General features: G+C 72.3%; 26 protein-coding genes. 15 read left to right on the forward strand and 11 right to left on the reverse strand.

Annotated elements, in window-relative coordinates:
• Positions 1 to 125: 125 nt before the first annotated feature.
• Positions 126 to 1,496, reverse strand: coding sequence for a hypothetical protein (locus ACFV9W_RS04225; protein ID WP_385755416.1), 1,371 nt, complete (start codon positions 1,494 to 1,496; stop codon positions 126 to 128).
• Positions 1,497 to 1,624: 128 nt separating this feature from the next.
• Complete coding sequence (locus ACFV9W_RS04230; protein WP_385755418.1) at positions 1,625 to 2,095, reverse strand: ATP-binding protein; 471 nt, start codon at positions 2,093 to 2,095, stop codon at positions 1,625 to 1,627.
• A gap of 191 nt (positions 2,096 to 2,286) precedes the next feature.
• Here ACFV9W_RS04230 and ACFV9W_RS04235 point away from each other — a divergent pair, with 191 nt between their 5' ends.
• A complete protein-coding gene (locus tag ACFV9W_RS04235; RefSeq protein WP_385755419.1) occupies positions 2,287 to 2,976 on the forward strand; it encodes a TetR/AcrR family transcriptional regulator in 690 nt (229 codons plus the stop codon).
• Here ACFV9W_RS04235 and ACFV9W_RS04240 read toward each other — a convergent pair.
• On the reverse strand, positions 2,946 to 3,698 hold the full coding sequence (locus ACFV9W_RS04240) for a response regulator transcription factor (RefSeq protein WP_385755421.1): 753 nt from the start codon (positions 3,696 to 3,698) through the stop codon (positions 2,946 to 2,948). The genes ACFV9W_RS04235 and ACFV9W_RS04240 overlap by 31 nt on opposite strands.
• A gap of 166 nt (positions 3,699 to 3,864) precedes the next feature.
• Between ACFV9W_RS04240 and ACFV9W_RS04245 the strand changes: the two genes are divergently transcribed.
• The 3 genes from ACFV9W_RS04245 to ACFV9W_RS04255 all read left to right on the forward strand — a co-directional run bounded on the left by ACFV9W_RS04245 (position 3,865) and on the right by ACFV9W_RS04255 (position 5,520).
• Positions 3,865 to 4,278, forward strand: a complete 414-nt coding sequence (locus ACFV9W_RS04245; protein WP_385755423.1) for a hypothetical protein — start codon at positions 3,865 to 3,867, stop codon at positions 4,276 to 4,278.
• Positions 4,279 to 4,374: 96 nt separating this feature from the next.
• Complete coding sequence (locus ACFV9W_RS04250; RefSeq protein WP_385755425.1) at positions 4,375 to 4,779, forward strand: SseB family protein; 405 nt, start codon at positions 4,375 to 4,377, stop codon at positions 4,777 to 4,779.
• A gap of 57 nt (positions 4,780 to 4,836) precedes the next feature.
• A complete protein-coding gene (locus tag ACFV9W_RS04255) occupies positions 4,837 to 5,520 on the forward strand; it encodes a phosphoribosyltransferase (RefSeq protein WP_385755427.1) in 684 nt (227 codons plus the stop codon).
• A gap of 13 nt (positions 5,521 to 5,533) precedes the next feature.
• Here the strand turns inward: ACFV9W_RS04255 and ACFV9W_RS04260 are convergent, their stop codons facing one another.
• The gene (locus ACFV9W_RS04260; RefSeq protein WP_385755429.1) at positions 5,534 to 6,883 is read right to left on the reverse strand and encodes a hypothetical protein; all 1,350 of its coding nucleotides are present in this window, start codon (positions 6,881 to 6,883) and stop codon (positions 5,534 to 5,536) included.
• A 113-nt stretch (positions 6,884 to 6,996) separates the two neighbouring features.
• Here ACFV9W_RS04260 and ACFV9W_RS04265 point away from each other — a divergent pair, with 113 nt between their 5' ends.
• Together ACFV9W_RS04265 and ACFV9W_RS04270 are read left to right on the forward strand one after the other, a co-directional pair.
• Positions 6,997 to 8,220, forward strand: coding sequence for a molybdopterin-dependent oxidoreductase (locus ACFV9W_RS04265; protein ID WP_385755431.1), 1,224 nt, complete (start codon positions 6,997 to 6,999; stop codon positions 8,218 to 8,220).
• A 5-nt stretch (positions 8,221 to 8,225) separates the two neighbouring features.
• Complete coding sequence (locus ACFV9W_RS04270; protein ID WP_385755434.1) at positions 8,226 to 8,696, forward strand: hypothetical protein; 471 nt, start codon at positions 8,226 to 8,228, stop codon at positions 8,694 to 8,696.
• On the opposite strand, the gene ACFV9W_RS04275 is transcribed toward ACFV9W_RS04270, so the two are convergent.
• Genes ACFV9W_RS04275 through ACFV9W_RS04285 form a run of 3 tightly spaced genes read right to left on the reverse strand, consistent with a single transcriptional unit; the run spans position 8,594 to position 10,693 of the window.
• Positions 8,594 to 9,355, reverse strand: a complete 762-nt coding sequence (locus ACFV9W_RS04275) for a class I SAM-dependent methyltransferase (protein ID WP_385755435.1) — start codon at positions 9,353 to 9,355, stop codon at positions 8,594 to 8,596. The genes ACFV9W_RS04270 and ACFV9W_RS04275 overlap by 103 nt on opposite strands.
• Positions 9,331 to 9,957: a DUF2064 domain-containing protein gene (locus tag ACFV9W_RS04280; RefSeq protein ID WP_385755437.1), complete on the reverse strand. Its 627-nt coding sequence runs from the start codon at positions 9,955 to 9,957 to the stop codon at positions 9,331 to 9,333. The genes ACFV9W_RS04275 and ACFV9W_RS04280 overlap by 25 nt, the downstream gene beginning before the upstream one ends.
• A 43-nt stretch (positions 9,958 to 10,000) precedes the next feature.
• Positions 10,001 to 10,693, reverse strand: a complete 693-nt coding sequence (locus ACFV9W_RS04285; RefSeq protein WP_385755439.1) for a glycosyltransferase family 2 protein — start codon at positions 10,691 to 10,693, stop codon at positions 10,001 to 10,003.
• 123 nt (positions 10,694 to 10,816) lie between these two features.
• Here ACFV9W_RS04285 and ACFV9W_RS04290 point away from each other — a divergent pair, with 123 nt between their 5' ends.
• The 4 genes from ACFV9W_RS04290 to ACFV9W_RS04305 all read left to right on the forward strand — a co-directional run bounded on the left by ACFV9W_RS04290 (position 10,817) and on the right by ACFV9W_RS04305 (position 14,713).
• Positions 10,817 to 11,569, forward strand: a complete 753-nt coding sequence (locus tag ACFV9W_RS04290) for a response regulator transcription factor (RefSeq protein ID WP_385755441.1) — start codon at positions 10,817 to 10,819, stop codon at positions 11,567 to 11,569.
• A gap of 2 nt (positions 11,570 to 11,571) precedes the next feature.
• Positions 11,572 to 12,684: a sensor histidine kinase gene (locus tag ACFV9W_RS04295; RefSeq protein WP_385755442.1), complete on the forward strand. Its 1,113-nt coding sequence runs from the start codon at positions 11,572 to 11,574 to the stop codon at positions 12,682 to 12,684.
• 92 nt (positions 12,685 to 12,776) lie between these two features.
• On the forward strand, positions 12,777 to 14,240 hold the full coding sequence (locus tag ACFV9W_RS04300; RefSeq protein WP_385755443.1) for a catalase: 1,464 nt from the start codon (positions 12,777 to 12,779) through the stop codon (positions 14,238 to 14,240).
• 86 nt (positions 14,241 to 14,326) lie between these two features.
• Entirely contained in the window at positions 14,327 to 14,713 is a 387-nt protein-coding gene (locus ACFV9W_RS04305; protein ID WP_385755446.1) for an ankyrin repeat domain-containing protein, read from the forward strand.
• 7 nt (positions 14,714 to 14,720) lie between these two features.
• Here ACFV9W_RS04305 and ACFV9W_RS04310 read toward each other — a convergent pair whose 3' ends face one another.
• Complete coding sequence (locus ACFV9W_RS04310; protein ID WP_385755448.1) at positions 14,721 to 15,722, reverse strand: NAD-dependent epimerase/dehydratase family protein; 1,002 nt, start codon at positions 15,720 to 15,722, stop codon at positions 14,721 to 14,723.
• A 266-nt stretch (positions 15,723 to 15,988) separates the two neighbouring features.
• Between ACFV9W_RS04310 and ACFV9W_RS04315 the strand changes: the two genes are divergently transcribed.
• The 3 genes from ACFV9W_RS04315 (at position 15,989) to ACFV9W_RS04325 (ending at position 18,252) form a co-directional block, all read left to right on the forward strand.
• Positions 15,989 to 16,117 (forward strand): hypothetical protein, encoded by a 129-nt coding sequence (locus ACFV9W_RS04315; RefSeq protein WP_385755451.1) that lies wholly within the window; start codon positions 15,989 to 15,991, stop codon positions 16,115 to 16,117.
• A 97-nt stretch (positions 16,118 to 16,214) separates the two neighbouring features.
• The gene (locus ACFV9W_RS04320) at positions 16,215 to 16,448 is read left to right on the forward strand and encodes a hypothetical protein (RefSeq protein WP_385755452.1); all 234 of its coding nucleotides are present in this window, start codon (positions 16,215 to 16,217) and stop codon (positions 16,446 to 16,448) included.
• A gap of 19 nt (positions 16,449 to 16,467) precedes the next feature.
• A complete protein-coding gene (locus tag ACFV9W_RS04325; protein ID WP_385755454.1) occupies positions 16,468 to 18,252 on the forward strand; it encodes a tetratricopeptide repeat protein in 1,785 nt (594 codons plus the stop codon).
• A gap of 336 nt (positions 18,253 to 18,588) precedes the next feature.
• Here ACFV9W_RS04325 and ACFV9W_RS04330 read toward each other — a convergent pair whose 3' ends face one another.
• Entirely contained in the window at positions 18,589 to 19,509 is a 921-nt protein-coding gene (locus ACFV9W_RS04330; RefSeq protein WP_385755457.1) for a helix-turn-helix transcriptional regulator, read from the reverse strand.
• A 168-nt stretch (positions 19,510 to 19,677) separates the two neighbouring features.
• On the opposite strand from ACFV9W_RS04330, the gene ACFV9W_RS04335 reads away from it, so the two are divergent.
• Positions 19,678 to 20,445, forward strand: coding sequence for a glucose 1-dehydrogenase (locus tag ACFV9W_RS04335; protein WP_385755460.1), 768 nt, complete (start codon positions 19,678 to 19,680; stop codon positions 20,443 to 20,445).
• Positions 20,446 to 20,451: 6 nt separating this feature from the next.
• Here the strand turns inward: ACFV9W_RS04335 and ACFV9W_RS04340 are convergent, their stop codons facing one another.
• A complete protein-coding gene (locus ACFV9W_RS04340) occupies positions 20,452 to 21,276 on the reverse strand; it encodes a class I SAM-dependent methyltransferase (RefSeq protein ID WP_385755463.1) in 825 nt (274 codons plus the stop codon).
• Between the two features lie 101 nt (positions 21,277 to 21,377).
• Between ACFV9W_RS04340 and ACFV9W_RS04345 the strand changes: the two genes are divergently transcribed.
• Positions 21,378 to 21,968 (forward strand): TetR family transcriptional regulator, encoded by a 591-nt coding sequence (locus ACFV9W_RS04345; protein WP_385755465.1) that lies wholly within the window; start codon positions 21,378 to 21,380, stop codon positions 21,966 to 21,968.
• Between the two features lie 9 nt (positions 21,969 to 21,977).
• Here ACFV9W_RS04345 and ACFV9W_RS04350 read toward each other — a convergent pair whose 3' ends face one another.
• The gene (locus tag ACFV9W_RS04350; RefSeq protein ID WP_385755467.1) at positions 21,978 to 23,324 is read right to left on the reverse strand and encodes an MFS transporter; all 1,347 of its coding nucleotides are present in this window, start codon (positions 23,322 to 23,324) and stop codon (positions 21,978 to 21,980) included.
• Positions 23,325 to 23,353 lie beyond the last annotated feature (29 nt).

Consider the following 23,353-nt stretch of genomic DNA (forward strand, 5'->3'; position numbering starts at 1 on the left):
AAGCTCTGCGACCAGCGATATCCATCAGACCGGGACAGTCCGGGATCTCCGTGGGAGACGTCGGGGCGGCGTCCGGGAGTCCTCCGGGAATCGCGCGGCGGCGGCTCCTGGAGGACCCCCGGCGCTCAGGCGGCGGAGCACCCCCGCTCCTCGAAGGCGGCCGCGCTCGTGTGGCTGCCTTCGGGCAGATACGGGCCCATCACCCGCTTCTCGTCGTCCCCGGTCCTCGTGTTCTGCGGGACGTGGGTGAAGCTTTTCGCGGGGAGCATGTTGCGCATCAGCACATAGCCGTCGTTCACGTGACCGGCTCCGTCGCCCTTCTCGGGCCAGGCGATCCAGTCGATGCCGCACGCGGCCGTGGCATTGCGTGGCCGGTCCTCGGGCCGGCTCACGACGACCGTGTAGTAGCCGTTCTTGTCGGGGTGCAGCTGCTCGTCGTACAGGCAGCTGCGTTTTCCCTCGACGCGCGTGCTCCACGCCTCGTACGAGCACATCGACCAGTAGCGCAACTGTCCGGAGCCCATCCGCTTGTCGCCGTCGTGGGTCGCCGGGGTCGTCGGCAGCTTGCCGCGCAGGACGGTGACCGGGCCGAGGTCGCGGCTGAGGCGGGCGGACACGTAGGCGTTGTCGAGGTTGGAGTACTGGCCGACGGAGCGGGGCGGGGCCGGGGTGCACCGGTCGTGGTACGTGCAGTCGCGCAGCCATTGCGTGGTGTAGGAGGCGTGCCAGCGCACCGGATCGGAGGCAGGGAAGCCGACCGGCTTGCCGGGCTGTTCACGCAGCGTGTTGTACTCGTCGATCGGCTGGACACGCGGGCCGCCCTGCTCGCCGGGCTCCAGGGCGTCGCACACCTTCGAACCGGTCACCTTGGTGCCGTCGGCCAGGGTGAGCACCGGCTCGGGCAGGCCGACTCCGCCGCTCACGTCGCGGCCGCGATCGGGCACGTACACGCGGTAGACGAGCGACTGGGCGTTGCTGCCCTGCTTGCCCGCGTACAGCGTGTTGGGCCGCTGGTCCGCCGGGTCCTTCGGCGGTGTGCGCGGGTCGACCTGGACGGTCCAGTCACGCTTGGGGAAGGTCCGCTTGGCACCGGTGAGGAACGGGTTGCGGGACCCTGGATCGGGCCGGATCTGCTGGTCGTTGAGGGCGGTCAGCGGGGTGGCAGCGGTCGGTTCGTAGGAATTGAGCGACTGGTAGCGGGCGTGCGCGTAGGCGCCGTTCAGGGTCAGCTTCGCGCCCTTGGGGAGCGTGTAGTGGCTCGCCCAGTACAGGGCGCCCGTGTCGAGGTAGGCGAAGTTGAACTTGTCCTGCTCGGAGGTGAAGGGGCCCGTCCAGAAGCAGGACGAGGCGCTGTCGGACGTGGCGGGTTCCCGACGCTCGGCCGCGGCGGAGCCGAGCGGGGCGAGGACCGCCGCGGGCAGCAGGCAGGCCGCGGCGGCGAGCAGCAGCCGCTGCCGCCGTCCGCTGGGGACCCGCCTCGGAAATCTCAATCGCATGGCGCTCCCAAATCACGTCATGTGGACCGCCGGACGGTTGGTTCGACGGTGGCGCGAATCTAGGCATCGTTTAGCGTTCCGTCAATGATCTGTGCAGGCTTTGACCCATGTACGGAAGTTGTGGAAGCTCAGACCCCGGGGATCTCGGCCCATACGCAGTGGCCGCCCGCGAGCCTGCGGCTGCCCCAGGCCCCGCCGGCCAGCCGGTCCACGAGCAGCAGACCGCGGCCCCGTTCGACCGAGCCCGGCGGCACGGGCGCGCGCCGCAGGACGGCGGCGGGAAGGCCGGGCCCCCGGTCGAGCACCTCGATGCACAGCGTGCGGCTCACGGTGAGGCGCAACTGGTAGGGACCGCGGGCGTGTTCGCAGGCGTTGGCGACGAGTTCGCTGGCGACGAGGACGGCGGCGTCGAGGGTGCGCTGGCCGACGTCGTACGCGCGCAGCGCCTGCCGCACCCGCTCGCGGGCCTGGGCGGCCGCCAGCTCGACGGACTGGTTCCAGGTCAGCAACGGGCGGGAGCGTTCCGCGTATTCGGGCAGCGCCTGCCGACCGGCCACGGCGTGCTGCTCGCTCTGCCCGTTCGCACGGTAGACGTACATGACGGCTCCTCCGGATCGGTAGGTGGTGGTGGCCCTCTCCCATGACATTCGACGCCGCCGGGAAACCGGTTTGGATACAGCGCGCGATCGCCGGGAGTTCCGTGGGAATTCGCCGGGAGGCGTCCGCCGGCCCGGCGTCGCGTACGGTGTGCGCAGCTCAGTGGAGTGGAGGGATTGTCACGGAGGCGGACTTGGCGGACAGCGGCAACGGCACGACGGGCGCGGGGGCCCCCCGCAAGAAGGCCGTCAAGAAGGCCGCCATGGACAGCGAGGCCACGAGCAAGCTCCTTGAGCACGCCGCCCTCGAACTCATCGAGCGGGACGGCGTCCTGGCGGGCCTGAACCTGCGCGAGGTCGCCGACCGGGCCGGGGTGAACCGCGGCCTCGTCTACCACTACTTCGGCTCCCGCCGTGACCTGCTGCGCGCCGCCCTACAGCGCACGGCGGCCGAGCGGCGGGCCCGGCTCCTCGTCGAGGAGGGACCGCGGCGCTTCGGGGACCGGGTGACGCGCTCGGTGCGCGGCTGCGTGCGGCTCGCGTCCTCGGTCCGGCTGCTGGTCCTGCTGATGCTGGACGGCGACACGAAGCTGAAGACGATGCCCTTCCGCGAGCAGACCCAGGAGCGACTGCGCACCGACATCGACAGTGGATACGTGGCGGACGACGTGGACCCCGTCGCGCTGCACGCCTTCCTTCAGTCGGTCAACTACGGCTACGTACTGGCGCGTTCGTCGCTTGCCAAGGAGTTCGGCATCGGGGTGCGCGATCTCGACGAGCGGTTCGTCGCTCTCCTGGACCGGATGAGTGCGGGCGTCGACGGGCCGGCCGCGACGGCGGACGAGGACGCCGGTCAGAACTCACGGTCGGGGTCGAACACGTAGCCGTAGCCGCGCTTGGTGTGGATCGCGGGCGGGCCCAGCGGGTCGAGCTTGCGGCGCAGATACCGGATATAGGTGTCGACGGCGTCCCGGCCCTGGTGGTGCGGGCCCCACACCGCGCCGAGGATCTGCTGGCGCGACAGCACCTGCCGGGGGTGGGCCATCAGGAATTCGAGCAGCCCGTACTCCGTGGGAGTCAACTCCACGGGGGTTCCGGCACGGGTGACGGTGCGGGTCTCCTGGATCAGCGCGATATCGCCGACCTGCACGCCCGCGGGGCCGTCCGGCTCCTTTGGCCGGGGCTCGGCCTGCGGCACGGCGACCTCCCGTTCCCACACGCACCGCCGGATCAGCGCCCTGATGCGCATCTGGATCTCCGTGGCGTCGGCGGGCACCACGATGTAGTCGTCCGCGCCCGCGGCGAACGCGGCCACGCGCCGGTTGGCCTCGGTGTTCCGGGTGAGGAGGACGACGGGCACGGTGTCCCCGCCGCCGCGCAGCTCACGCACCATGTCGATAGCGCTGCCGTCCGGGAGGTCGGTCACGCTGATCACCAGGTCGGGTGCCGCGTCTGCGGCCCGCTCGACCAGTTCGGCGGCGGTGACGGCGGTGACCGCGTCCAGTCCCAGGAGTTCTTTGCACAGCATGGCCGCACGCTCGGCCGGGACGTGCTCGCCGCACCCGAGGAGAGCCTTGCGGAAGTGACCGATATAGGCGGAATGCACGGCTTGAGTCTATGCGGAACCCCGTGTTCGGTCGGGTCCTGCCACGGCCCGACCGGCGCACGACCGGCCCCCGTACCACCCCGGCGCACCCCCTGTCGTCACGCCCTCGCCGCGTGAAAGGATTCCCGGACACAACTCCGACACAGCACGCCCGCAGGAGGCCCGCATGCGTAGGAGGACGGGCGGGCTGTTCACGACCGGTGACGGAACGGTGGTGATGCTCGCCGAACAGCGCCCCGGCGCCGACGGCCAGTGGCGGATCACCGCCCGCACCCAGGCCGGCCGGCAGATCGCCGAGGTCAGGTTCCGGCTGTGCGAACAGTGCGCGGTCGGCCGGATACAGGCGATCTGGGTCGACGAGCCGTGGCGCCGCGAGGGGATAGGGCACGAGCTGCTGCGCGGCGCGATCGCCGTCGGTGACGGCTTTCGCTGGACCACCACGCTGCAGTCGTCGATGGGCCGCCGCTTCTTCGTCGCCATGGGCGACACCGAGGGTGTGGAACTGCTGCACGGCCGGCCGCTGTGCCCGCACATGATGGGGCGGTGGGGCCGGGCCTGGGCGAGACGGGCGGCGGCCTGAACCGGCCGCCGTCGGCTCCGGATCTCCCTTGCATGGACCGACACCTCTTGGGTACGCGGGGCGCCATCCGCCCGTACTCCAGAGGGGACATCGACCATGCACGAGAACTCCATCCCGCAGAACGGCCCCTCCCCCGCACAGCAGGCACTGAGCGCCCTCAGCCTGAACACGGAGGACCAGGGCGCACTCGACAAGCTCGCCGAGTGCGAGGTCCTCGTCCCCGTGCCCGACGAGGTGGGCGCGGAACAGGACACGGCCTCCGCGGCGCTGTCCCTGCCGGTCATCGAGCAGCCCGGCGGCGAGCAGCTGGTCCCGTTGTTCACGTCCGAGCTGCGCATGTCGGAACTGCTTCCGTTCATTTCGCGCTGCACGACGGTCCCGCTCGGCGCGCTCGCCTCGCGCTGGCCGACGGAGTTGTCGATGACGATCGACGCGGGTTCGCCGGACGCCCTGACGCTCAACGGCGAGGGCGTACGGGAGTTGCTCGGCCACCGGGCCTGAGCAAGCCGGACCGCGGAACCCCCCACCGACACAACTGAGGACCACCGAGGAGGCCCCGTGCCCTTCCGTGACCGTACGCACGCCGGTGAAGAGCTCGCCCTGCGGCTGCTGGAATGGGCCGACTCCAGCGACCTCATGGATCCGGTCGTGCTGGCGCTGCCCCGCGGGGGCGTCCCCGTGGCGGCGCCCGTCGCACACGCGCTGCACGCGCCGCTCGACGTGCTGGTCGCCCGCAAGATCGGTGTGCCGGGCCGGCGCGAGACCGCGATCGGCGCGGTCGTCGGCGAGGAACCCCCGCTGTTCGACCGGGTGGCCCTCGAACTCCTGGGCCTGAGCGAGGACGGGCTCGGCTCCGACATCGCCGAGGCCAGGAACGAACTGCGCCGCCGTGACCACTTGTACCGCGCCGGACGCCCCGCACCGCCGGTCGAGGGCCGGACGGTCGTCCTCGTCGACGACGGACTCGCCACCGGCCTCACCGCCACCGCCGCCCTCTTCTCGCTGCGCCGTCAGAACCCGGCGGGTCTCGTTCTCGCGGCCCCCGTCGGCAGTCCGCAGACCGTGGCGGACCTGCGCGGGCACACCGGCGACGTGATCTGCCTCGACCAGCCGCCGGAATTCCAGGCCGTGAGCGAGGGCTACGAGCGGTTCCCGCAGGTCACGGACGCGGAGGTGCTGGACGTACTGAACTCGTTCCACGCGCAGGAGGAGCGCCACGAGAAGAGCGGGCGGCGCGGCTGAACCGCAGCGGGAGTCACCACCCCGTGAGCACCAGATGGTTGACCAGCAGGGCGAGCACCACCTGTGCGGCGAGCCACGGTCTGGCCCGGGGCAGGAAGGCGCAGGCGGGGACGAGCCACAGGGCGAAGGGCAGCCAGATCCGTTCGGTCTCCGCCTTGCTCATGCCGGACAGGTCGGCGACGAGCAGGGCGAGGAGCGCGGCTCCCGTGAGGAGCGCGAGCCGCGCCTGCCCGCTCTCCCTGTCGTCCGGGCGGACGAGGAGCCCGGCCGTTCGTCGCAGCCCCGCCACCGTCGCCACGCCGACGACCAGCACGGTGCATGCGAGGTTGGCCCACACCCAGTAGCCGTACGGCCGGATGCCGCCCGCGCCCTGGTAGTAACGGGTCGTCAGCAGCTGGTACGCCTCCCACCAGTTGAACCCGGCGAGCGTGAACGCGGCCGGTACGACCGCGAGTCCGGCGCAGAACAGCACCGCGAGCGCCACCGGCCGCTCCCGCACCCTCCCCCGCCCGAGGAAGAGGACCGCGAGACCGATCAGTGCGAACAGCGTGAGCCCGTACGAGAGATAGCAGGTCAGCCCGAACAGCAGCCCCGCCCCTGCCGCCCACAGGACCGAACGGCCGCTCACCGCGAGCGCGAGCAGCGCGACCGCCCAGGCGGCGACAGCGGCGAAGTACGCATCGGCCGAGGCCCCCATCCACACCGCGCCCGGCACGACGACGAGGAACGGGGCGGCGCGGCGCACCAGTTCCTCCCCCGCGAGCGCGCGCACGGCGACGAGCACGGCCACGCACGCCGTCGCGCCGACGGCGATGCACCACAGGCCGGCCCAGCCCCCGCCGCCGAGCCCGACACGGTCGAGGAGGACGAAGGTGAGCGGGGCGGCGGGCGGGTGGCCTGCCGTGTGGGCGGGCCAGTGGTCGGGTGAGTCGATGAGGATGTGCCGGGTGTAGGTGCGCAGGGTCGCCGGGATGTCGTGGAAGCGGTCGATGACCTGGAGGTACTCGTACTTGGTGGTGAGGCGTTTCGCGATGCCGCGGTGCCAGCCGTCGATCAGGGCGAGGGAGAGGATCCAGGCGGTCGCGGTGGCCCACGCTGTGGCGAGCAGTGCGCGCCAGTTCAGCCGGGCCGCGAGCACGGGCCCGTAGGCGACGACGGCGGCGGCCACGGCGAGGGCGGCGGGTGTGCCGGGGCCCAGGTGCGGGAGCCATCTTCCGTACAGCGGTGGCGTGCCGACGTGCAGGGTGCCGTAGGTGTCCTCCATGTGGCGGCCGATGAGCGCGGCGGCCGCCACGAGGAGGAGCGCTGCCGCGGCGGCGTACAGGTCGCGGCGGGTGCCGCGCGGTTCGGTGCGGGGGGTCACACGGGAACGCTAGGCCGAGAGGCGGCCCGCGCTGCGCCGACCGGCCCTGATGTCAGCGTTTCGTCATGAGTCGCGCACCCCGATGGGCGGTCCCCGCGGCCTACGGTCGAGTCATGCGCGACACCCCCGCCTCCCCCTCCTTCTGGCGCAGCCCGCTGCGCGGCCCCTGGCTCACCTCCGTGCTGGGTCTGGTGCTGCTCTTCGGCATCACGGTGCTGTTCGTGACGGGCCTCGTCTCGTACGCGGCCTACAACCCGGGGCTCGCCCCGGTCAACGACAAGACCCCGGACAAGGGGATCCTCGGCTTCTACCTCTTCGCCTGGCCGACGGACCCGCACTGGCTGTACCGGCTCACGCAGGGTGTGCATGTCACGCTCGGCATCACGCTGATCCCCGTACTCCTCGCGAAGCTGTGGTCGGTGGTGCCGAAGCTGTTCGCGCTGCCGCCTGCCCGTTCGCTGGCGCACGCGCTCGAACGTGTCTCGCTGTTGCTGCTGGTGGGCGGCGGGCTCTTCGAGTTCGTCACGGGGGTGTTGAACGTTCAGCTCGATTACCTCTTCCCCGGTTCGTTCTATCCGCTGCACTTCTACGGGGCGTGGGTGTTCTTCGCCGCGTTCGTGGCGCACGCGGTGCTGAAGGTTCCGGCGGCGATGCGGAACGTGCGAAAGGCGCGCGAGGAGGGCGAGTTGGTGGCCCCGCGACCCGATCCGCCGACGGTGTCGCGGCGTGGTGCGCTGTGGTTCGTGGGCGGCGGCTCGCTGCTGTTGTTCGGAACGACGGCGGGGCAGAGCTTCGACGGGCCGCTGCGCCGCACCGCGCTGCTCGCCCCGCACGGCGGCGCCGACCCGGGCCCCGGCCCGAACGGCTTCCAGATCAACAAGACCGCCGCCTACGCGGGGATCGACCGAGCGGAGACGGCGGAGGACGCGTGGCTCCTCGTCGTGGTCGGCAGCTCGGGCCGCACGGTGCGCCTCGGCCGCGCCGAGCTCTCCCAACTCCCGTTGCACAGCTCGTCGTTGCCCATCGCCTGTGTTGAGGGCTGGTCGACGTCCGATCAGTGGTGGCGCGGAGTGCGGCTGCGTGATCTCGCGGCGTTGGTGGGTCACGACGGCGATCCGCCGGATGTGCTCGTGGAGTCGCTGCAGCGGCGCGGCGCCTTCCGGCACGCGGCGCTGCGCGCCAACCAGGTCGCCGATCCGCGCTCGCTGCTCGCCCTGTACGTCAACGGGGAGGACCTCTCCCCGGACCACGGCTACCCGGCGCGCGTGATCGTGCCGGCCGCGCCGGGTGTCCTCAACACCAAGTGGGTGGCTCGGCTCACCTTCGGGAAGGTGTGACCGTGATGTCTCTCCTGCGCCGCCGTCGCGTGCCGTTGGGCAGTCTGCTTCAACTCCTTTTGCTGTGCGGCTCGTTCGCGCTCGCCGGGTATGCGGGGGTGCGGCTGCTGTCCGACGACTGGTTCGGGGTGGCGCTGTGGTTCGTGGGGGCCGCCCTCGTGCACGACCTCGTGCTGGTGCCGCTGTACGCGGGGGTCGACCGACTGCTCGTACGCGGGTTCGCGGCGGCCGGGCGGCGGGAACGGGTGGGGTACGTCCGCGTCCCCGCCGCCCTGTCGGGGCTGCTGCTGCTCGTCTGGTTCCCGCTGATCAGCGGGGCGGTGGACGAGCGCTTCCGGTCCGCGACCGGCCGCTCCGCCGAGGTGTACCTCGGTCACTGGCTCCTGGTCACGGCCGCACTCTTCGCGGGGTCCGCGCTGCTGCTCGCGGTGCGGGTGCGCAGCGCGGCGAAGCAGCGGCCACCCACGGACCACTGACCGTCGGGGCGCAGGCCGACCCCGGCCGCGTAGCGGAGCAGGGCGGGGGTACCGAGGCGGGCCCATGGGAAGGGGCGGTCGCCGGGCCGGCCGGGCTGTCCCGGGGAGTCGGTGACCTGCACGCTGGCGCGTTCGTCCACGTCGACGGGTGCCGTCTCGGCCATCAACAGGCCGCCCGGGGCCAGGAGTTGGGAGACGCGGGCGAGCAGGGCGTGCGGTTCGCCGCCGATGCCGATGTTGCCGTCCATCAGCAGCACGGTGTTCCAGCGGCCCTCGCCGGGCAGCGGGTCGAACACGGAGCGGCACAGCGCCTGGCCGCCGAGGCTTCGGCTGTGGGTGACGGCGGCGTCGCTGACGTCGACGCCGAGCGCGGCGCGGCCGCGCGCGGCGAGTTCCGCGACGAGGCGTCCGGGGCCGCAGCCGACGTCGAGCACGGCGCCCTCGCAGCGGTCGAGCACCTGCCGGTCGACGGCGTCGGCCCGCGCACACCAGCGCTCGACCTCCAGGGGCAGCAGCCAGCCGTCGGTGCGGCGCAGGAAGAGGGGGCCGCGGCCGGCGCGCAGGGCGGCGGAGTACGGGTCGGCGCCCGCCCAGGGGGCGGTGGGCGTGCTCACCGAGGGGCCCATGGGCGTTCTCACTGGTGCGCCCCTGCCGTACATCGCGCCAGGCGCGCGGCGAACCGGCCGTGCGGCGCCTGAGCGGCCACGGCCGCGGCGTCCTCGGCGGTGTCCACGTCGCGCAGCGGCGGCAGGTCGCGCACGGTGAGGCCCGCCTCGACGAGCCGGGCGCGCTGCGCGGCGCCGGTGTGCGCCGTGGACATGGGCACGCCGCGCAGCAGCTCCGGGTCGGGTTCCGCCAGGCCGAGGGCCCAGAAGCCGCCGTCGAGCGCGGGGCCGAACCAGGCGTCGCAGTCGGCGAAGTCGACGGTGAGCAGGTCGGGGCGGACCTGCGGGGTGTCCATTCCGATGAGGAGCGCGGGCCCGTCGCACTGGGCGAAGGCAGCCGCGAGCCGCTCGTCGAGGCCGCCCGCGCACTGCGGCACGACCTCGAAGCCGGGCGGCAGCCAGGGGCCCGGCGCGCCGTCGAGCACGAGGACACGGCGGGCGGCCGGGGCCTCGGCGACCGCCTCCAGGGTGTCGGCGAGCGCGGCCTCGGCGAGCTCCGCCGCCTCCTGGGGTGTGAAGGGCGGGGTGAGCCGGGTCTTGACCCGGCCGGGGAGCGGCTCCTTGGCGATGACCAGGAGGTCGGGAGGGGCACTCATCGGGCGCTCCCTTCCGGTACGGGCGTCTCGTTCGGCACGGCGCTCACCGGACGCTCCCTTCACGTACGGGTGTCTCGTTCAGCACCCGGTTCATGTCGCGCACCGCGTGCCAGGTGCCGCGCCAGGTGCCTGTCACCTTGGAGGCGCCAGTGCGCGGCAGGTACGGCACGTCGTGTTCGGCGATCCGCCAGCCGGCGTCGGCGGCGCGCACCACCATCTGGAGCGGGTAGCCGCTGCGCCGGTCGGTGAGGCCGAGTCCGAGCAGCGCCTCGCGGCGGGCGGCGCGCAGCGGGCCGAGGTCGTGCAGGCGCAGTCCGGTCCTGCGGCGCAGCATGCGGGCGAGCGCGAGGTTGCCCGCGCGGGCGTGCGCGGGCCAGGCGCCGCGCTCTGTCGGGCGGCGCCGTCCGAGCACCAGGTCGGCCTCGCCGTCGGCCACTTCGCGCACGAAGGGGACGAGCAGGCCGGGGTCGAGGGAGGCGTCGCAGTCGCAGAAGCACACGATGTCGGCGTCGGACGCGGTCAGGCCGGCGTGGCAGGCGGCGCCGAATCCGCGCCGCTCCTCGCGCACGACCTGGGCGCCCAGCGAGCGCGCGATTCCGGCGGAGCCGTCGGTCGAGCCGTTGTCGACGACGAGGGCGCGCCAGTGCGCCGGGATCCGGTCGAGGACCCAGGGCAGGGCCTCGGCCTCGTTGAGGCAGGGAAGGACCACGTCGACGGTGGTGGGTGGGCTTGTCACGGGTCTCAGCCTACGAGCCCGATTCAGACATTTCGGGTGCGAGATCCTTACGAAACACGGACGTCGACCGCTCCGCCCCCGCCGCGCCGCCCCGCCCGCGCGGCGCGGTGTGAGGCTGGGGGCATGCAGCAGTCATACGAGCCCACGGGGGCAGGCCCCGACGGCGGCGCGGCCCGCGTCCTGGTCGTCGACGACGACCCGACCGTCGCCGAGGTGGTGGCGGGTTACCTGGACCGCGCGGGCTACCGCGTGGACCGCGCCGACGACGGCCCCGCGGCCCTCGCGCGCGCCGCCGCGCACCGCCCCGACCTGGTGGTGCTCGACCTGATGCTGCCCGGCATGGACGGCCTGGAGGTGTGCCGCCGAATGCGTGAACGCGGCCCCGTCCCCGTCATCATGCTGACCGCGCGCGGCGACGAGGACGACCGGATCCTCGGCCTGGAGGTCGGCGCGGACGACTACGTGACGAAGCCGTTCAGCCCGCGCGAACTGGTGCTGCGCGTGGAGTCGGTGCTGCGCCGCGCCCGCCCGGCCACCGCCCGGCAGCGCCCGCTCTACGCGGCAGGCCTCAACGTCGACCCGGCGGCGCGCCGCGTCACCCGGGACGGCACCGAACTCGCCCTGACCCTGCGCGAGTTCGACCTCCTCGTCTTCTTCCTGCGCAATCCGGGGCGGGCGTACAGCCGGGAGGACCTGATGCGCGAGGTGTGGGGCTGGGAGTTCGGCGACCTGTCGACGGTCACCGTCCACATCCGCCGGCTGCGGGGCAAGGTCGAGGACGATCCGGCGCGCCCGCGCCTGATCCAGACGGTGTGGGGCGTGGGCTACCGCTTCGAACCCACCACGACGCCCGAGACCGCCGAGCGGGAGGCCTGACCGTGCGCGACATCCTCGTCATCGCCCTGTACGCCTTCGCGGGCGCCGCCGCCACGGGCCTCGCCGGGGCGGGCGCGCTGAGGCTGCTGCGGCGGCGCTCGCTGACCGCCTCGATCGCCGTGGTGGCCACCGTCGGCGTGGTGGCGATGCTCGCGGGCACGCTCGCCGTGGCGTGGGCGATGTTCCTGTCGCCGCACGACCTGACCGTGGTGACGATGGTCGTCGCGATGGCGGCGGCCGTGTCACTGGCGACCGCGCTGGTCCTCGGCCGCTGGGTGGTGGCACGCAGTCGCGAACTGGCCGTGGCCGCGCGCTCGTTCGGCGACGGCGGCGACTTCGCCGCGCCCGTCGCCCCGGCCACCGCCGAACTGGAGGAGCTGAGCCGTGAGCTGGCGGCGACCAGCGCGAAGCTCGCCGCCTCCCGGGAGCGCGAGCGGGCCCTGGAGACCTCGCGACGCGAGCTGGTCGCGTGGATCTCGCACGATCTGCGTACGCCTCTCGCGGGTCTGCGCGCCATGGCGGAGGCGCTGGAGGACGGTGTCGCGGCCGACCCGGACCGCTATCTGCGGCAGATGCGCACGGACGTCGAGCGGCTCAACGACATGGTGGGTGACCTCTTCGAGCTGTCCCGCATCCACGCGGGCGCGCTGCCGCTCGCCCCGGCCCGCATGTCCCTGTACGACCTGGTCAGCGACGCGCTGGCGGGCGCGGACCCGCTGGCGCGCGAGCACGGGGTGCGGCTGGTCGGCGAGCAGGTGGAGCCGGTGCCGGTGGAGGTCGACGGCAAGGAGATGAGCCGCGTCCTGGGCAATCTCCTCGTCAACGCGATCCGCCGCACTCCCGCGGACGGCACGGTCGCCGTCGCCGCGCACCGCTCGCCGGAGGGCGTCGTGGTGTCGGTCTCGGACGCCTGCGGCGGCATCCCGGAGGAGGATCTGCCGCGCGTCTTCGACACCGGGTGGCGCGGCACCCACGCGCGCACTCCCCCGGCAGGAGCGGGCCTCGGCCTCGCGATCGTGCGCGGCATCGTCGAGGCGCACGCGGGCCGGGCCACGGTCCGCAACATCCCCGGCGGCTGCCGCTTCGAGGTCACGCTGCCGAGCACGGCTGGATAGGAACCTGGCTTGGATCTGTATTTGACTTAGACAGAGTCCAAGTTAGGATCTGGAACACGATCAGACCCCTCGATCGCACGAAGGAGCCAGCCTTGCCCGAGAACAACCAGAAGCCGCTGACCACGGTTGCCGGAGCGCCGGTTCCCGACAACCAGAACTCCATGACCTCCGGCCCGCGCGGCCCGATGCTGCTCCAGGACGTGTGGTTCCTCGAGAAGCTCGCGCACTTCGACCGCGAGGTCATCCCCGAGCGCCGGATGCACGCCAAGGGCTCCGGCGCGTTCGGCACCTTCACGGTCACGCACGACATCACGCGGTACACGAACGCGAAGATCTTCTCCGAGATCGGCAAGCAGACCGAGATGTTCGCCCGCTTCTCCACCGTCGCGGGCGAGCGCGGCGCCGCCGACGCCGAGCGCGACATCCGCGGTTTCGCCCTGAAGTTCTACACGGACGAGGGCAACTGGGACCTGGTCGGCAACAACACCCCGGTGTTCTTCTTCCGCGACCCGCTGAAGTTCCCGGACCTCAACCACGCGGTGAAGCGCGACCCGCGCACCAACATGCGCGACCCCGAGAACAACTGGGACTTCTGGACCAACCTCCCCGAGGCCCTGCACCAGGTCACCATCGTGATGTCGGAGCGCGGCATCCCCGCCTCGTACCGGCACATGCACGGCTTCGGCTCGCACACGTACAGCCTGATCAACGCCGAGGGCGAGCGGTTCTGGGTGAAGTTCCACCACCGCACCCAGCAGGGCATCAAGAACCTCACCGACGCCGAGGCCGAGGCCCTGGTCGGCAAGGACCGCGAGTCGCACCAGCGCGATCTGTTCGACTCGATCGAGAACGGCGACTTCCCGAAGTGGAAGCTGTTCGTCCAGGTCATGCCGGAGGCCGACGCGGACAGCTACCGCTTCCACCCCTTCGACCTCACCAAGGTCTGGTCGAAGAAGGACTACCCGCTGATCGAGGTCGGCGAGTGGGAGCTCAACCGCAACCCCGACAACTACTTCGCCGACGTGGAGCAGGCCGCCTTCACCCCGGCCAACGTGGTGCCCGGCATCAGCTACTCGCCGGACAGGATGCTCCAGGGCCGGCTGTTCTCTTACGGTGACGCCCAGCGCTACCGGCTCGGCGTGAATCACCACCAGATCCCGGTCAACGCGCCGAAGAACCCGGTGAACTCCTACCACCGCGACGGCGCCATGCGCGTCGACGGCAACCAGGGGGCCACCCCCGGTATCGAGCCCAACTCGTACGGCCGCTGGCGCGAGCAGACCGCCTACCGCGAGCCGGCCCACGCCGTGGGCGCCGTCGCCGACCGGTTCGACTTCCGCGAGGACGACGACAACTACTTCGAGCAGCCCCGCGATCTGTTCCGGCTGATGAGCGCCGAGCAGCAGCAGGTCCTGTTCGAGAACACGGCACGCGCGATCAACGGCGCGTCGCAGGCGACCGTCGAGCGGCACATCGCCAACTGCACGCAGGCCGACCCGGCCTACGGCGAGGGCGTCCGCAAGGCGATCGAGGCCCTGGCTGCGGGCGAACTCTGAGCCCACGCGGGGAGCCCGGTGCGTTCGGCGCACCGGGCTCCGTCTCTTCGTCTCTTCGTCCCGTACGTATCTCAGGAGTGGTTGGCGTGAACAGCGGCGCACTGACACCCGAGCAGACCGAGCGGGTCATCGCCCTCGCCCAGGACCTGGCGCGGGAGGGCAGCACGGCGGAACTGGTGGAGTTCGTGGAGCACGGGCTGCCCGTCGACGTGACGGACGCGCAGGACAACAGCCTGCTGATGCTGGCCGCCTACCACGGTCACGCCGACACGGTGCGCGCCCTGCTCCGCCTCGGCGCCGACCCGGACCTGCGCAACGCCCGCGACCAGTCACCCGTCGCCGGTGCCTTGTTCAAGGGCGCGGACGACGTGGTGACGGTCCTGCTCGAAGCGGGCGCTGACCTCGACGCGGGCACCCCCACGGCGCGTGCCGCGGCGGCGATGTTCGGTCGCGAGCACCTGCTGCCCGGCTGACCGGGGCTCAGCGTTCCATCGCGGTGCGCGCGAACTCCCGTACGCCGTCGGCGAATTGGACCTCGGGCTTCCAGCCGAGGTCGGCGCGGAGCCGCGCCGAGTCCGCGGTGATGTGCCGGACGTCGCCGAGCCGGTACTCCCCCGTCACGACGGGGTCCGGCCCGCCGTACGCCGCCGCGAGCGCGGACGCCATCTCGCCGACGGTGTGCGGGGTGCCGCTGCCGGTGTTGTAGGCGCGCAGCGCGCCACCCGGCCCGGCATCGGCCTCGAGGGCCACGGCGTTGGCCTCGGCGACGTCCCGTACGTGCACGAAGTCGCGCCGCTGGCGGCCGTCCTCGAAGACGCGGGGTGCCTCGCCGCGGGCGAGCACGGAGCGGAAGAAGGAGGCGACTCCGGCGTACGGGGTGTCTCGGGGCATCCGCGGCCCGTACACGTTGTGGTAGCGCAGCGAGACCGCGGTGCCGCCGGTCGAGCGTGCCCAGGCGGCGGCGAGGTGTTCCTGCGCAAGCTTGGTCGCGGCGTACACGTTGCGCGGGTCGGCGGGGGCGTCCTCGCCGACGAGACCGGGCGCCAACTCGGCGCCGCAGTCGGGACATCGGGGCTCGAACCGGCCCGCGTCCAGGTCGGAGGCGGCGCGCGGCCCGGGCCGTACGACGCCGTGGTGCGGGCAGGCGTAGCGCCCCTCCCCGTAGACGACCATCGACCCGGCGAGCACGAGGCGCGGCACACCGGCCTCGGCCATCGCGGCGAGCAGCACGGCCGTGCCGAGGTCGTTGCGGGACACGTACTCGGCGGCGTCGGCGACACCATTGCCGAGCCCGACCATGGCCGCCTGATGACACACGGCGTCGACGCCCGCCAAGGCGCGGGCGACCGCGTCGGCATCGCGTACATCGGCGCCGGGGTCCTCCCGGACGTCGAACACGACGGGCTCGTGACCGCGCGCGGCCAGCGCCTCGACGACATGGGACCCGATGAACCCGGCACCGCCGGTGACCAGAACTCGCATGCCGCCACGCTAGATCCCACGCCCCGGCACACCACGGCAACGGGCCGATGCGTCACGACTCCGTAAGACACGGCCGGCCCGGTCGGACACCAATCCTCTAGTGCGTCCCGACGTTCACCCCACGCCGTCACGTTCTCGACGGTGCGGCGCCCCTCTTCGATCAGTCCACCATCCGGCTTCCACGCGGGCACACGTGACATCGTGGACCTCTGCCTCGGCGACCGCGCGAGCCCGACCCGACGAAGCCCACCGAAAGGCGCCGGCCCATGCCCCTGCCCCGCACCCCCGAAGGACGACCGGCCACCGACGGCAGCGAGCAGTCGTTCCGGGAGGCCGGGCGGCAGATCCCGTTCGTACGCCTGGAGCAGGCACACGACGCAAAGCGTCGGCCCTAGGACAGTTCCGCGTGCGTACGTCGGCGGCCCCCGGGTACCCGGCGGGCACTGCACCGAAGTCCACCGAGACGAGACGACGACACGGAGGACAAGCACCATGACGGCATCCGTCGAGACCGGTGACGTCACCGGCACGCTGGACAAGGACTACAACCTCGTCTGGTTCGTCGAGTCCTGCCTCAGCAACGCACTGCGCCTGGAGACGTACATCCACGACGCGGAGCGCACCCAGGACAAGGAACTCGCCGAGCTGTTCCGCAAGGCGCAGGCCGACAGCCGCAAGGGCGCCGAGATGGGCAAGCAGCTGCTGCGCTCGCGGCTGCAGGGCTGAACCGTCTGCGGCGCCGCCCATGGTGCGGCGCCGCACACGGCGGGACAATGTGTTGTATCCGGCCCACCCCGGGACGGACCCGGCACACTCGTCGAAGGCGGCGCCCGTGAGCGACGACGGCTATTACGACCTGGGATCCTTCCACCGCGAGATCACGACCTCCGCACCGGAGGCCCAACTCTGGTTCGACCGTGGCCTGTTGTGGGTGTACGGCTTCCGCCACGAGGAGGCCGCCCACTGCTTCGAGCAGGCCGTCGCGGCCGACGAGCAGTGCGCCATGGCCCACTGGGGCCTCGCCTACGCGCTGGGCCCCAATTACAACAAGCCGTGGGAGGCGTTCGACGAGCGCGATCTGACGTCGTCCGTCGAGCGCACGCATCACGCGGTCCAGCGGGCCGCGCTCGCCGCCGCCCGCGCGACACCGGTGGAGCAGGCGCTGATCGACGCCCTCACGTCCCGCTACCCGTCCGCCGGGCCCGCGCCCGACCAGTCGGTGTGGAACGAGGAGTACGCGCAGGCCATGGGCAAGGTCTACGCGAACCACCAGGACGACCCGGACGTCGCGGCGCTGTACGCCGACGCCCTGATGAACCTCACGCCCTGGCAGCTGTGGGACCTGCCCACCGGCCGCCCCGCCGACGGCGCCCGCACCGTCGAGGCGCGCGAGGCGCTCGAACGCGCACTCGCGCGACCGCAGGGCCGTGACCACCCGGGCCTGCTGCACCTCTACATCCACCTCATGGAGATGTCCCCGACGCCCGAACAGGCGCTGCCGGTCGCCGACCGGCTCCGGGGCCTGGTCCCCGACGCGGGCCATCTGCACCACATGCCCTCGCACATCGACGTGCTGTGCGGCGACTACCGGCGCACCATCGCCGCCAACACCCGTGCCGTCGAGGCCGACGAGAAGGCGCTGGCCCGTGACGGCGCCATGAACTTCTACACGCTCTACCGCTGCCACAACCTCCACTTCCGCCTCTACGCCGCGATGTTCGCGGGCCAGGCGGAGGTGGCCTTCGACTCCGTGGACCGCCTGGAGGCGGCAGTCCCCGAAGAGTTGCTGCACCTCCAATCCCCGCCCATGGCGGACTGGCTGGAGGGTTTCCTCGGCATGCGCGTGCACGCCCTGATCCGCTTCGGCCGCTGGCAGGACCTGATCGACCTGCCACTGCCCGGCGACCCGGAGCTGTACCGCGTGACGACGGCGATGACCCACTACGGCCGGGGCGTGGCCCTCGCCGCGACGGGCCGCACCCGGGAGGCGGCGACCGAACGCGCGCGCTTCACGGCGGCCGTCGAGCGGGTCCCGGAGACCCGCACCATCTACAACAACACCTGCCTCGACCTCCTCGCCGTCGCCGCCGCGATGCTCGACGGCGAACTCGCCTACCGCACGGGCGACTTCGACGAGGCGTTCACCCACCTCCGCCGCGCCATCGAACTCGACGACGCCCTCCCCTACGACGAACCGTGGGGCTGGATGCAGCCGACCCGGCACGCGTACGGCGCGCTGCTCCTGGAACAGGGCAGGGTCGCGGAGGCCGCCGACGTCTACGCCGCCGACCTGGGCCTGAACGACACCCTGCCGCGCTCGCTGCGCCACCCCCACAACGTGTGGGCGCTGCACGGCCTTCACGAGTGCCTGCTCCGCCTCGGGCGCACCGCGGAGGCCCGGATCATCGCCCCGGAGCTGACGACGGCGCTGGCGGTGGCGGACGTCCCGATCCGCTCGTCGTGCTACTGCCGCCTCGAGACGGCCGACAGCTCGGACGACTGCTGCTCGGACCACCCGCCCACCCCCTGACCGCTTGCCCGTCACCCCTGTTGTCCGTCACTCCTGGTCCTCCAGCAAACGGAACCCGCCACCCCGACAGCCGCCGCACACCTCCCCCTCGCACCGTCCACTGCCGTGGCACTCGCCGCACAGCCCGTCGTGCCACGTCGTCCCGTCCAAGGCGTGGTGCGGGCGCGGATAGTGCGTGTCCGGGAGCACGCACTCCACCTGTGTGTCCGGATGCCGCCGGACACACAGATCCCGACCGGACTGCCGAATCCGGATCTCCTCCGTCATGACTGCCGCTTCCCCTTCCGCTACGACTCCAGGGAAGCACCCGCCACTGACAATCGGGGTCCGACGGGGCTAGTTGCCGTCACTGGTCTGCGCCGTACCGCCGGAGGGGGTCCGTGGCGCGACGGACCCGTCGTCCTGCGAGGCGGCCCAGGAGGCCAGCAGGCGCAGGCTCTGCTCGGACGGGGAGCCGGGCTCGGCGGCGTAGAAGAGCAGGGTGAGGCCGGGGTCGGCGTCGACGGTCGACCCCAGCCAGGAGAGGGCCAGGTCCCCGACGACCGGGTGGTGGAATCGCTTGCTCCCGGTGCCGTGGCGGGTGACGTTGTGCATGCCCCACCTGGCACGGAAGGCTTCGCTGCGGGTGGACAGCTCGCCGACCAGATCGTGCAGGCCCTTGTCGTGGGGGTTGCGCCCGGCCTCGTTGCGCAGCACGTCCACGACCCTGTCGGCGATCACGTCCCAGTCGGGGTAGAAGCGGTGGGACGCGGGGTCGAGGAACTGGTACCGGGCGATGTTCGGCGGCTGGACGTGACTGTTGTACAGGTCGACCCAGAAGGCGCGGCCGAGCCGGTTGGTGGCCAGGAGGTCCAGGCGGCTGTTGACGACGAAGGCGGGCGCCGTGGTGACGGCTTCCAGGGTCCACAGCAGGCTCTCGGGCAGCTTCCGCTGTGCGCCGCTGGGCCGTGGCTGGAGCTGCGTGAGGGCATCGGAGCCCTCCTGGGCACGGGCGAGGTTCCACAGGTGGGCCCGTTCCACGTCGTCGAGCCGCAGGGCACGGGCGACGGCTTCCAGGACGCCCGGGGAGACCCCGGCCAGATTGCCGCGCTCCAGCTTCGCGTAGTACTCGACGCTGACGTCGGCCAGCGCCGCCACCTCGGCCCGGCGCAGCCCCGGCACACGGCGCCGGCTGCCGGCCGGGAATCCGACCTGCTCCGGCGTGATCCTGGCTCGCCGGGAGGTCAGGAACTCACGGGCTTCGTCGCGGTTGTCCACGACTCGACGGTACGTCGTGGTCGCGGCCGGAGCGATGTACTGCCAGTACACCCCTCATCAGTGCCTCGCCCCGCACCTGGAATGCCGGTTTCCTGGATCTCGAAGACATCCCCGACCACGAACACCGAACGCGAACACGAACGCGAACAGGAACAGGACCCTTCACTGATGAACCCCACCTACGACTTCACCGGCCAGGTCGCCCTCGTCACCGGCGCCGCCTCGGGCATGGGCCTGGCCACCGCCCGCGCCTTCGCCGAGGCCGGCGCGGCGGTCGCCCTCGCCGACCTCGACCAGAAGGCCGCCGAGCGTGCGGCCGAGGAGCTGACCACCGCCGGGCACCGGGTGATCGGCGTCGGCTGCGACGTGGCCGACGAGGACCAGGCCGCCGCCATGGTCGCGCGCACCGTGGAGACCTTCGGGCGCCTGGACATGGCCTTCAACAACGCCGGTATCCAGGCGCCGCCCGCCGACGCCGCCGACGAGACCGCCGCGGACTTCGACCGCGTCAACGCGGTGAATCTGCGCGGCATCTGGACGTCCCAGAAGCACGAGCTGCGGCAGATGCGCGCCCAGGGCTCCGGCGCGATCGTCAACTGCTCCTCCCTCGGCGGCCTCGTCGGCCTGCCGGAACGCGCCGCGTACCACGCTTCCAAGCACGGCGTGATCGGTCTGACCAAGAGCGCCGCGGTCGAGTACGCCCCCAAGGGCGTCCGCATCAACGCCGTGTGCCCCGGCGTCATCGAGACCCCGATGGTCGCCGACATGCTCGAAGGTCAGGCCGAGGCCATGGCCGCGATCATCGGCGAGCAGCCCATCGGCCGCCTCGGCACCGCCGACGAGATCGCGAGCGCCGTCCTGTGGCTGTGCAGCCCGGCCGCCTCCTTCGTCGTCGGCGTCGCCCTGCCCGTGGACGGCGGCTTCACCACCCACTGAGCGGTGTCAGGCGGCGGCGCCGCGCTCCGCGGTGACCACCACCGCCGTGTACGGCATCGTGAATCCGCCGCCCATGGCGTCGATCGCGGCGCCCGTGTGGGCCAGCAGGTCCTCCATCTGTCCGGGCCGGTACGTGCCCGCCTCGCCGCTGGTCCGCAGCTGTTCCAGCCAGGCGTCGCGGGTGTACGTGGCCTCCCACTCGAAGCGCCATTCCTCGGGTTCGCCGAACAGGGCGGTGTCGCGCAAGCCGTCGGCGACCTGGGCGAAGACCGCGCCGTACGCGTCGAGGGTGGGGCGGGCCCAGGGGTTGCGCGGGGCGTCGGGCAGGGCCGCGCGGTGGGCGGCGGCGAAGGCGTCCGCGAGTTCCGGGCCGGGGCGGAAGACGTTCCAGAAGAGCGCGAGGCGTCCGCCGGGCCGCAGTACCTCGGCGGCTTTCGCGGCGCCCGCGACGGGGTCGACCCAGTGCCAGGTCTGGCCCGCGACGACCGCGTCGAAGGTGCGGCCCCGCGCGTCCCACGTCTCGAACCTGCCGACTTCCACGTCGAGTCCGTGCACGCGCGCGTACTCCGCCATGCGCGCGTCGACGTCGACGCCGAGGACGGTGCTGCCCGCCGCCCGGAACTGGCGGGACACGATGCCGGTGCCGCAGCCGACGTCGAGCACGTCCGGGCCGGGCACCGCGGCGACGATCCGGGCCACCAGAGCGTCGGGGTAACGGGGCCGGGTGCGGTCGTAGCGGTCGGGGTCGGTGCCGAAGGACTCGGCCATGGCGCGGGCCTTGTGCGGCTCGTTCGGGGCGGTTCCGGGCTGCTTCGACTCACGAGTGGGCATGCGCCCACCATAGTGGGCACTCGCCCACTCTTCTACCCTGAGCCGAACCTGACCCGAACCGAAGCCAACCCGAATCCCAGTCCGACGAAGGAGACCCGCAGGTGCCGACCGGTGTGGCCATACGCGACGCCCGCGAGCAGCTCTTCGACGCGGCCGAGCGCGTCCTCATGCGGGACGGCGCCGCCGCGCTCACCAGCCGGGCGGTCACCGCGGAGGCCGGCTGCGCCAAGGGCGTGCTGCACCGCCACTTCGCCGACTTCGACGCCTTCCTGGCCGACCTCGTCATCGACCGCGCGGGCCGCACGGAGGAGCGGGCCGCCGCGCTCGTCGCGTCCGCCGGCACCCGCCCGGTCGTCGACCTCCTCACGGACGCCCTGACGGACCTGTTCACACCACTCGTCGTCGCCATGGTCGGCCTGCTCACCTTCCGCGACGGCCTGCGCGCCCGGCTGCGGGCGGCGGGCCGCCCCGGCGTCACGGTCCTGTCGGACGCCACCGCGATGCTCCGCTCGTACCTCGAAGCGGAGCGCCGGGCGGGCCGGTTGACGCCCGACACCGACATCGACTCCTTGGGCCTCACCCTGATCGGCTCGGGTCACCTGCTGTACGCGAACCGGGAGGACGGCCCACCCGGCGACGCGGACGTCCGACGGGTCGTCACGTCCGCGGTCGCCGGGGCGCTCCCCCGCTGAGCGGAGACATCAACCGGCCGGCAGCGGCGCCCCCTTCCGGTTCCCGCTCCCCCGGTGCAGCCCGGCCCTGATGGTGAGCGCGGCCAGCGCCATCATCACCGCGCCGAACACCGCCGCCACCGCGAACATCGAGAAGCCCAGGTCCGCGTGGCCCGCCGCGAGGAGCTGGCCGCCCATCCACGGTCCGAAGACGGCGCCGAAGCGGCCCATCCCGGAGACCCAGCTGAGAGCGGTCGGCCGGTCCTCCTCGACGTGGTGGGAGCCCACCGTCGCGTACACCATCGTCTGCCCGCTGAACAGGAGCAGACCGGCGAGGAAGACCACGCAGTAGAGCAGCCCCACCGACATGTGCACACCCATCAGGTAGACGAAGACGGCGGTCAGCGCGAACCAGATGATGACGATGCGGCGCGGGCCGACGAGGTCGGCGAGGCGGCCCGCGACGAGCATGCCGACGATGCCGCCGACGTTGAGGAACGTCGAGAAGAGCAGCGAGTCACCGGTCTCGTACCCGAGGTCGCCCATGATCTTCGGCAGCCACTGGCCGACCCCGTAGACGAGGAGCAGACCGGCGAGCGACGTCAGCCAGAAGCACAGCGTCGTCAGCCACTGGCGGCCGCGGAACAGGGCCTTGATGCTCTCCAGCCGGTCGGCGGCGTGCCCCTTGGGCTCCGGCAGTACGAGGCCGTACTCGCCGGCCAGGCTCCGCGCGCGCTCCGCACGGCCGCGTGTGAGCAGGTTCGTCGGCGACTCCGGCAACAGCTTCATTGCCAGCGGCAGGAAGATCAGCGCGGGTATCGCCCCGACCAGGAACGCCGAGCGCCAGCCGAAGTCGTCGATCAGCCACAGCGCGAGCAGCGGGGCGACGGCGCCGCCGGTCTGGTGTGCGGTCATGATGACACCGGTCGCCAGCGCCTTGCGGGCGCCGGTGGTGAACTCCATGCCGTACGAGATGGCGATCGGCAGCAGCGCCCCGAGGCCGAAGCCGCACACCAGGCGGAAGAAGCCGAACACCCCGGCACTCTGCGCGAGTCCGCAGCCGACGGTGGCGACCGTGAAGACGACCACGGACGTGAAGACCGTCTTGCGGCGGCCCACCCAGTTGCTGACCGTGCCGGACAGGATCGTGCCGATCAGCATGCCGAAGGTCGTATAGCTGCCGATGTCACCTGCGGTGGCGTCGGTCAGGCCGAGCGCCTTCGAACCGAGCATGTGCGGCAGCGCGGAGCCGTAGATGAAGGTGTCGATGCCGTCGATGAACACCAGGGCCCAGCACAGGGCGATGACGACGGCGCGGCTCCTGAGGGACGGAGCGGCGGCGTTTTCGGGCAGGAGGGAGCGGTAACGCGAGGACATCTTTGTTCCTCTCATGCGGGCGGTCCGGC

The organism is Streptomyces sp. NPDC059897 (genome assembly GCF_042730865.1).
Lineage (GTDB): Bacteria > Actinomycetota > Actinomycetes > Streptomycetales > Streptomycetaceae > Streptomyces.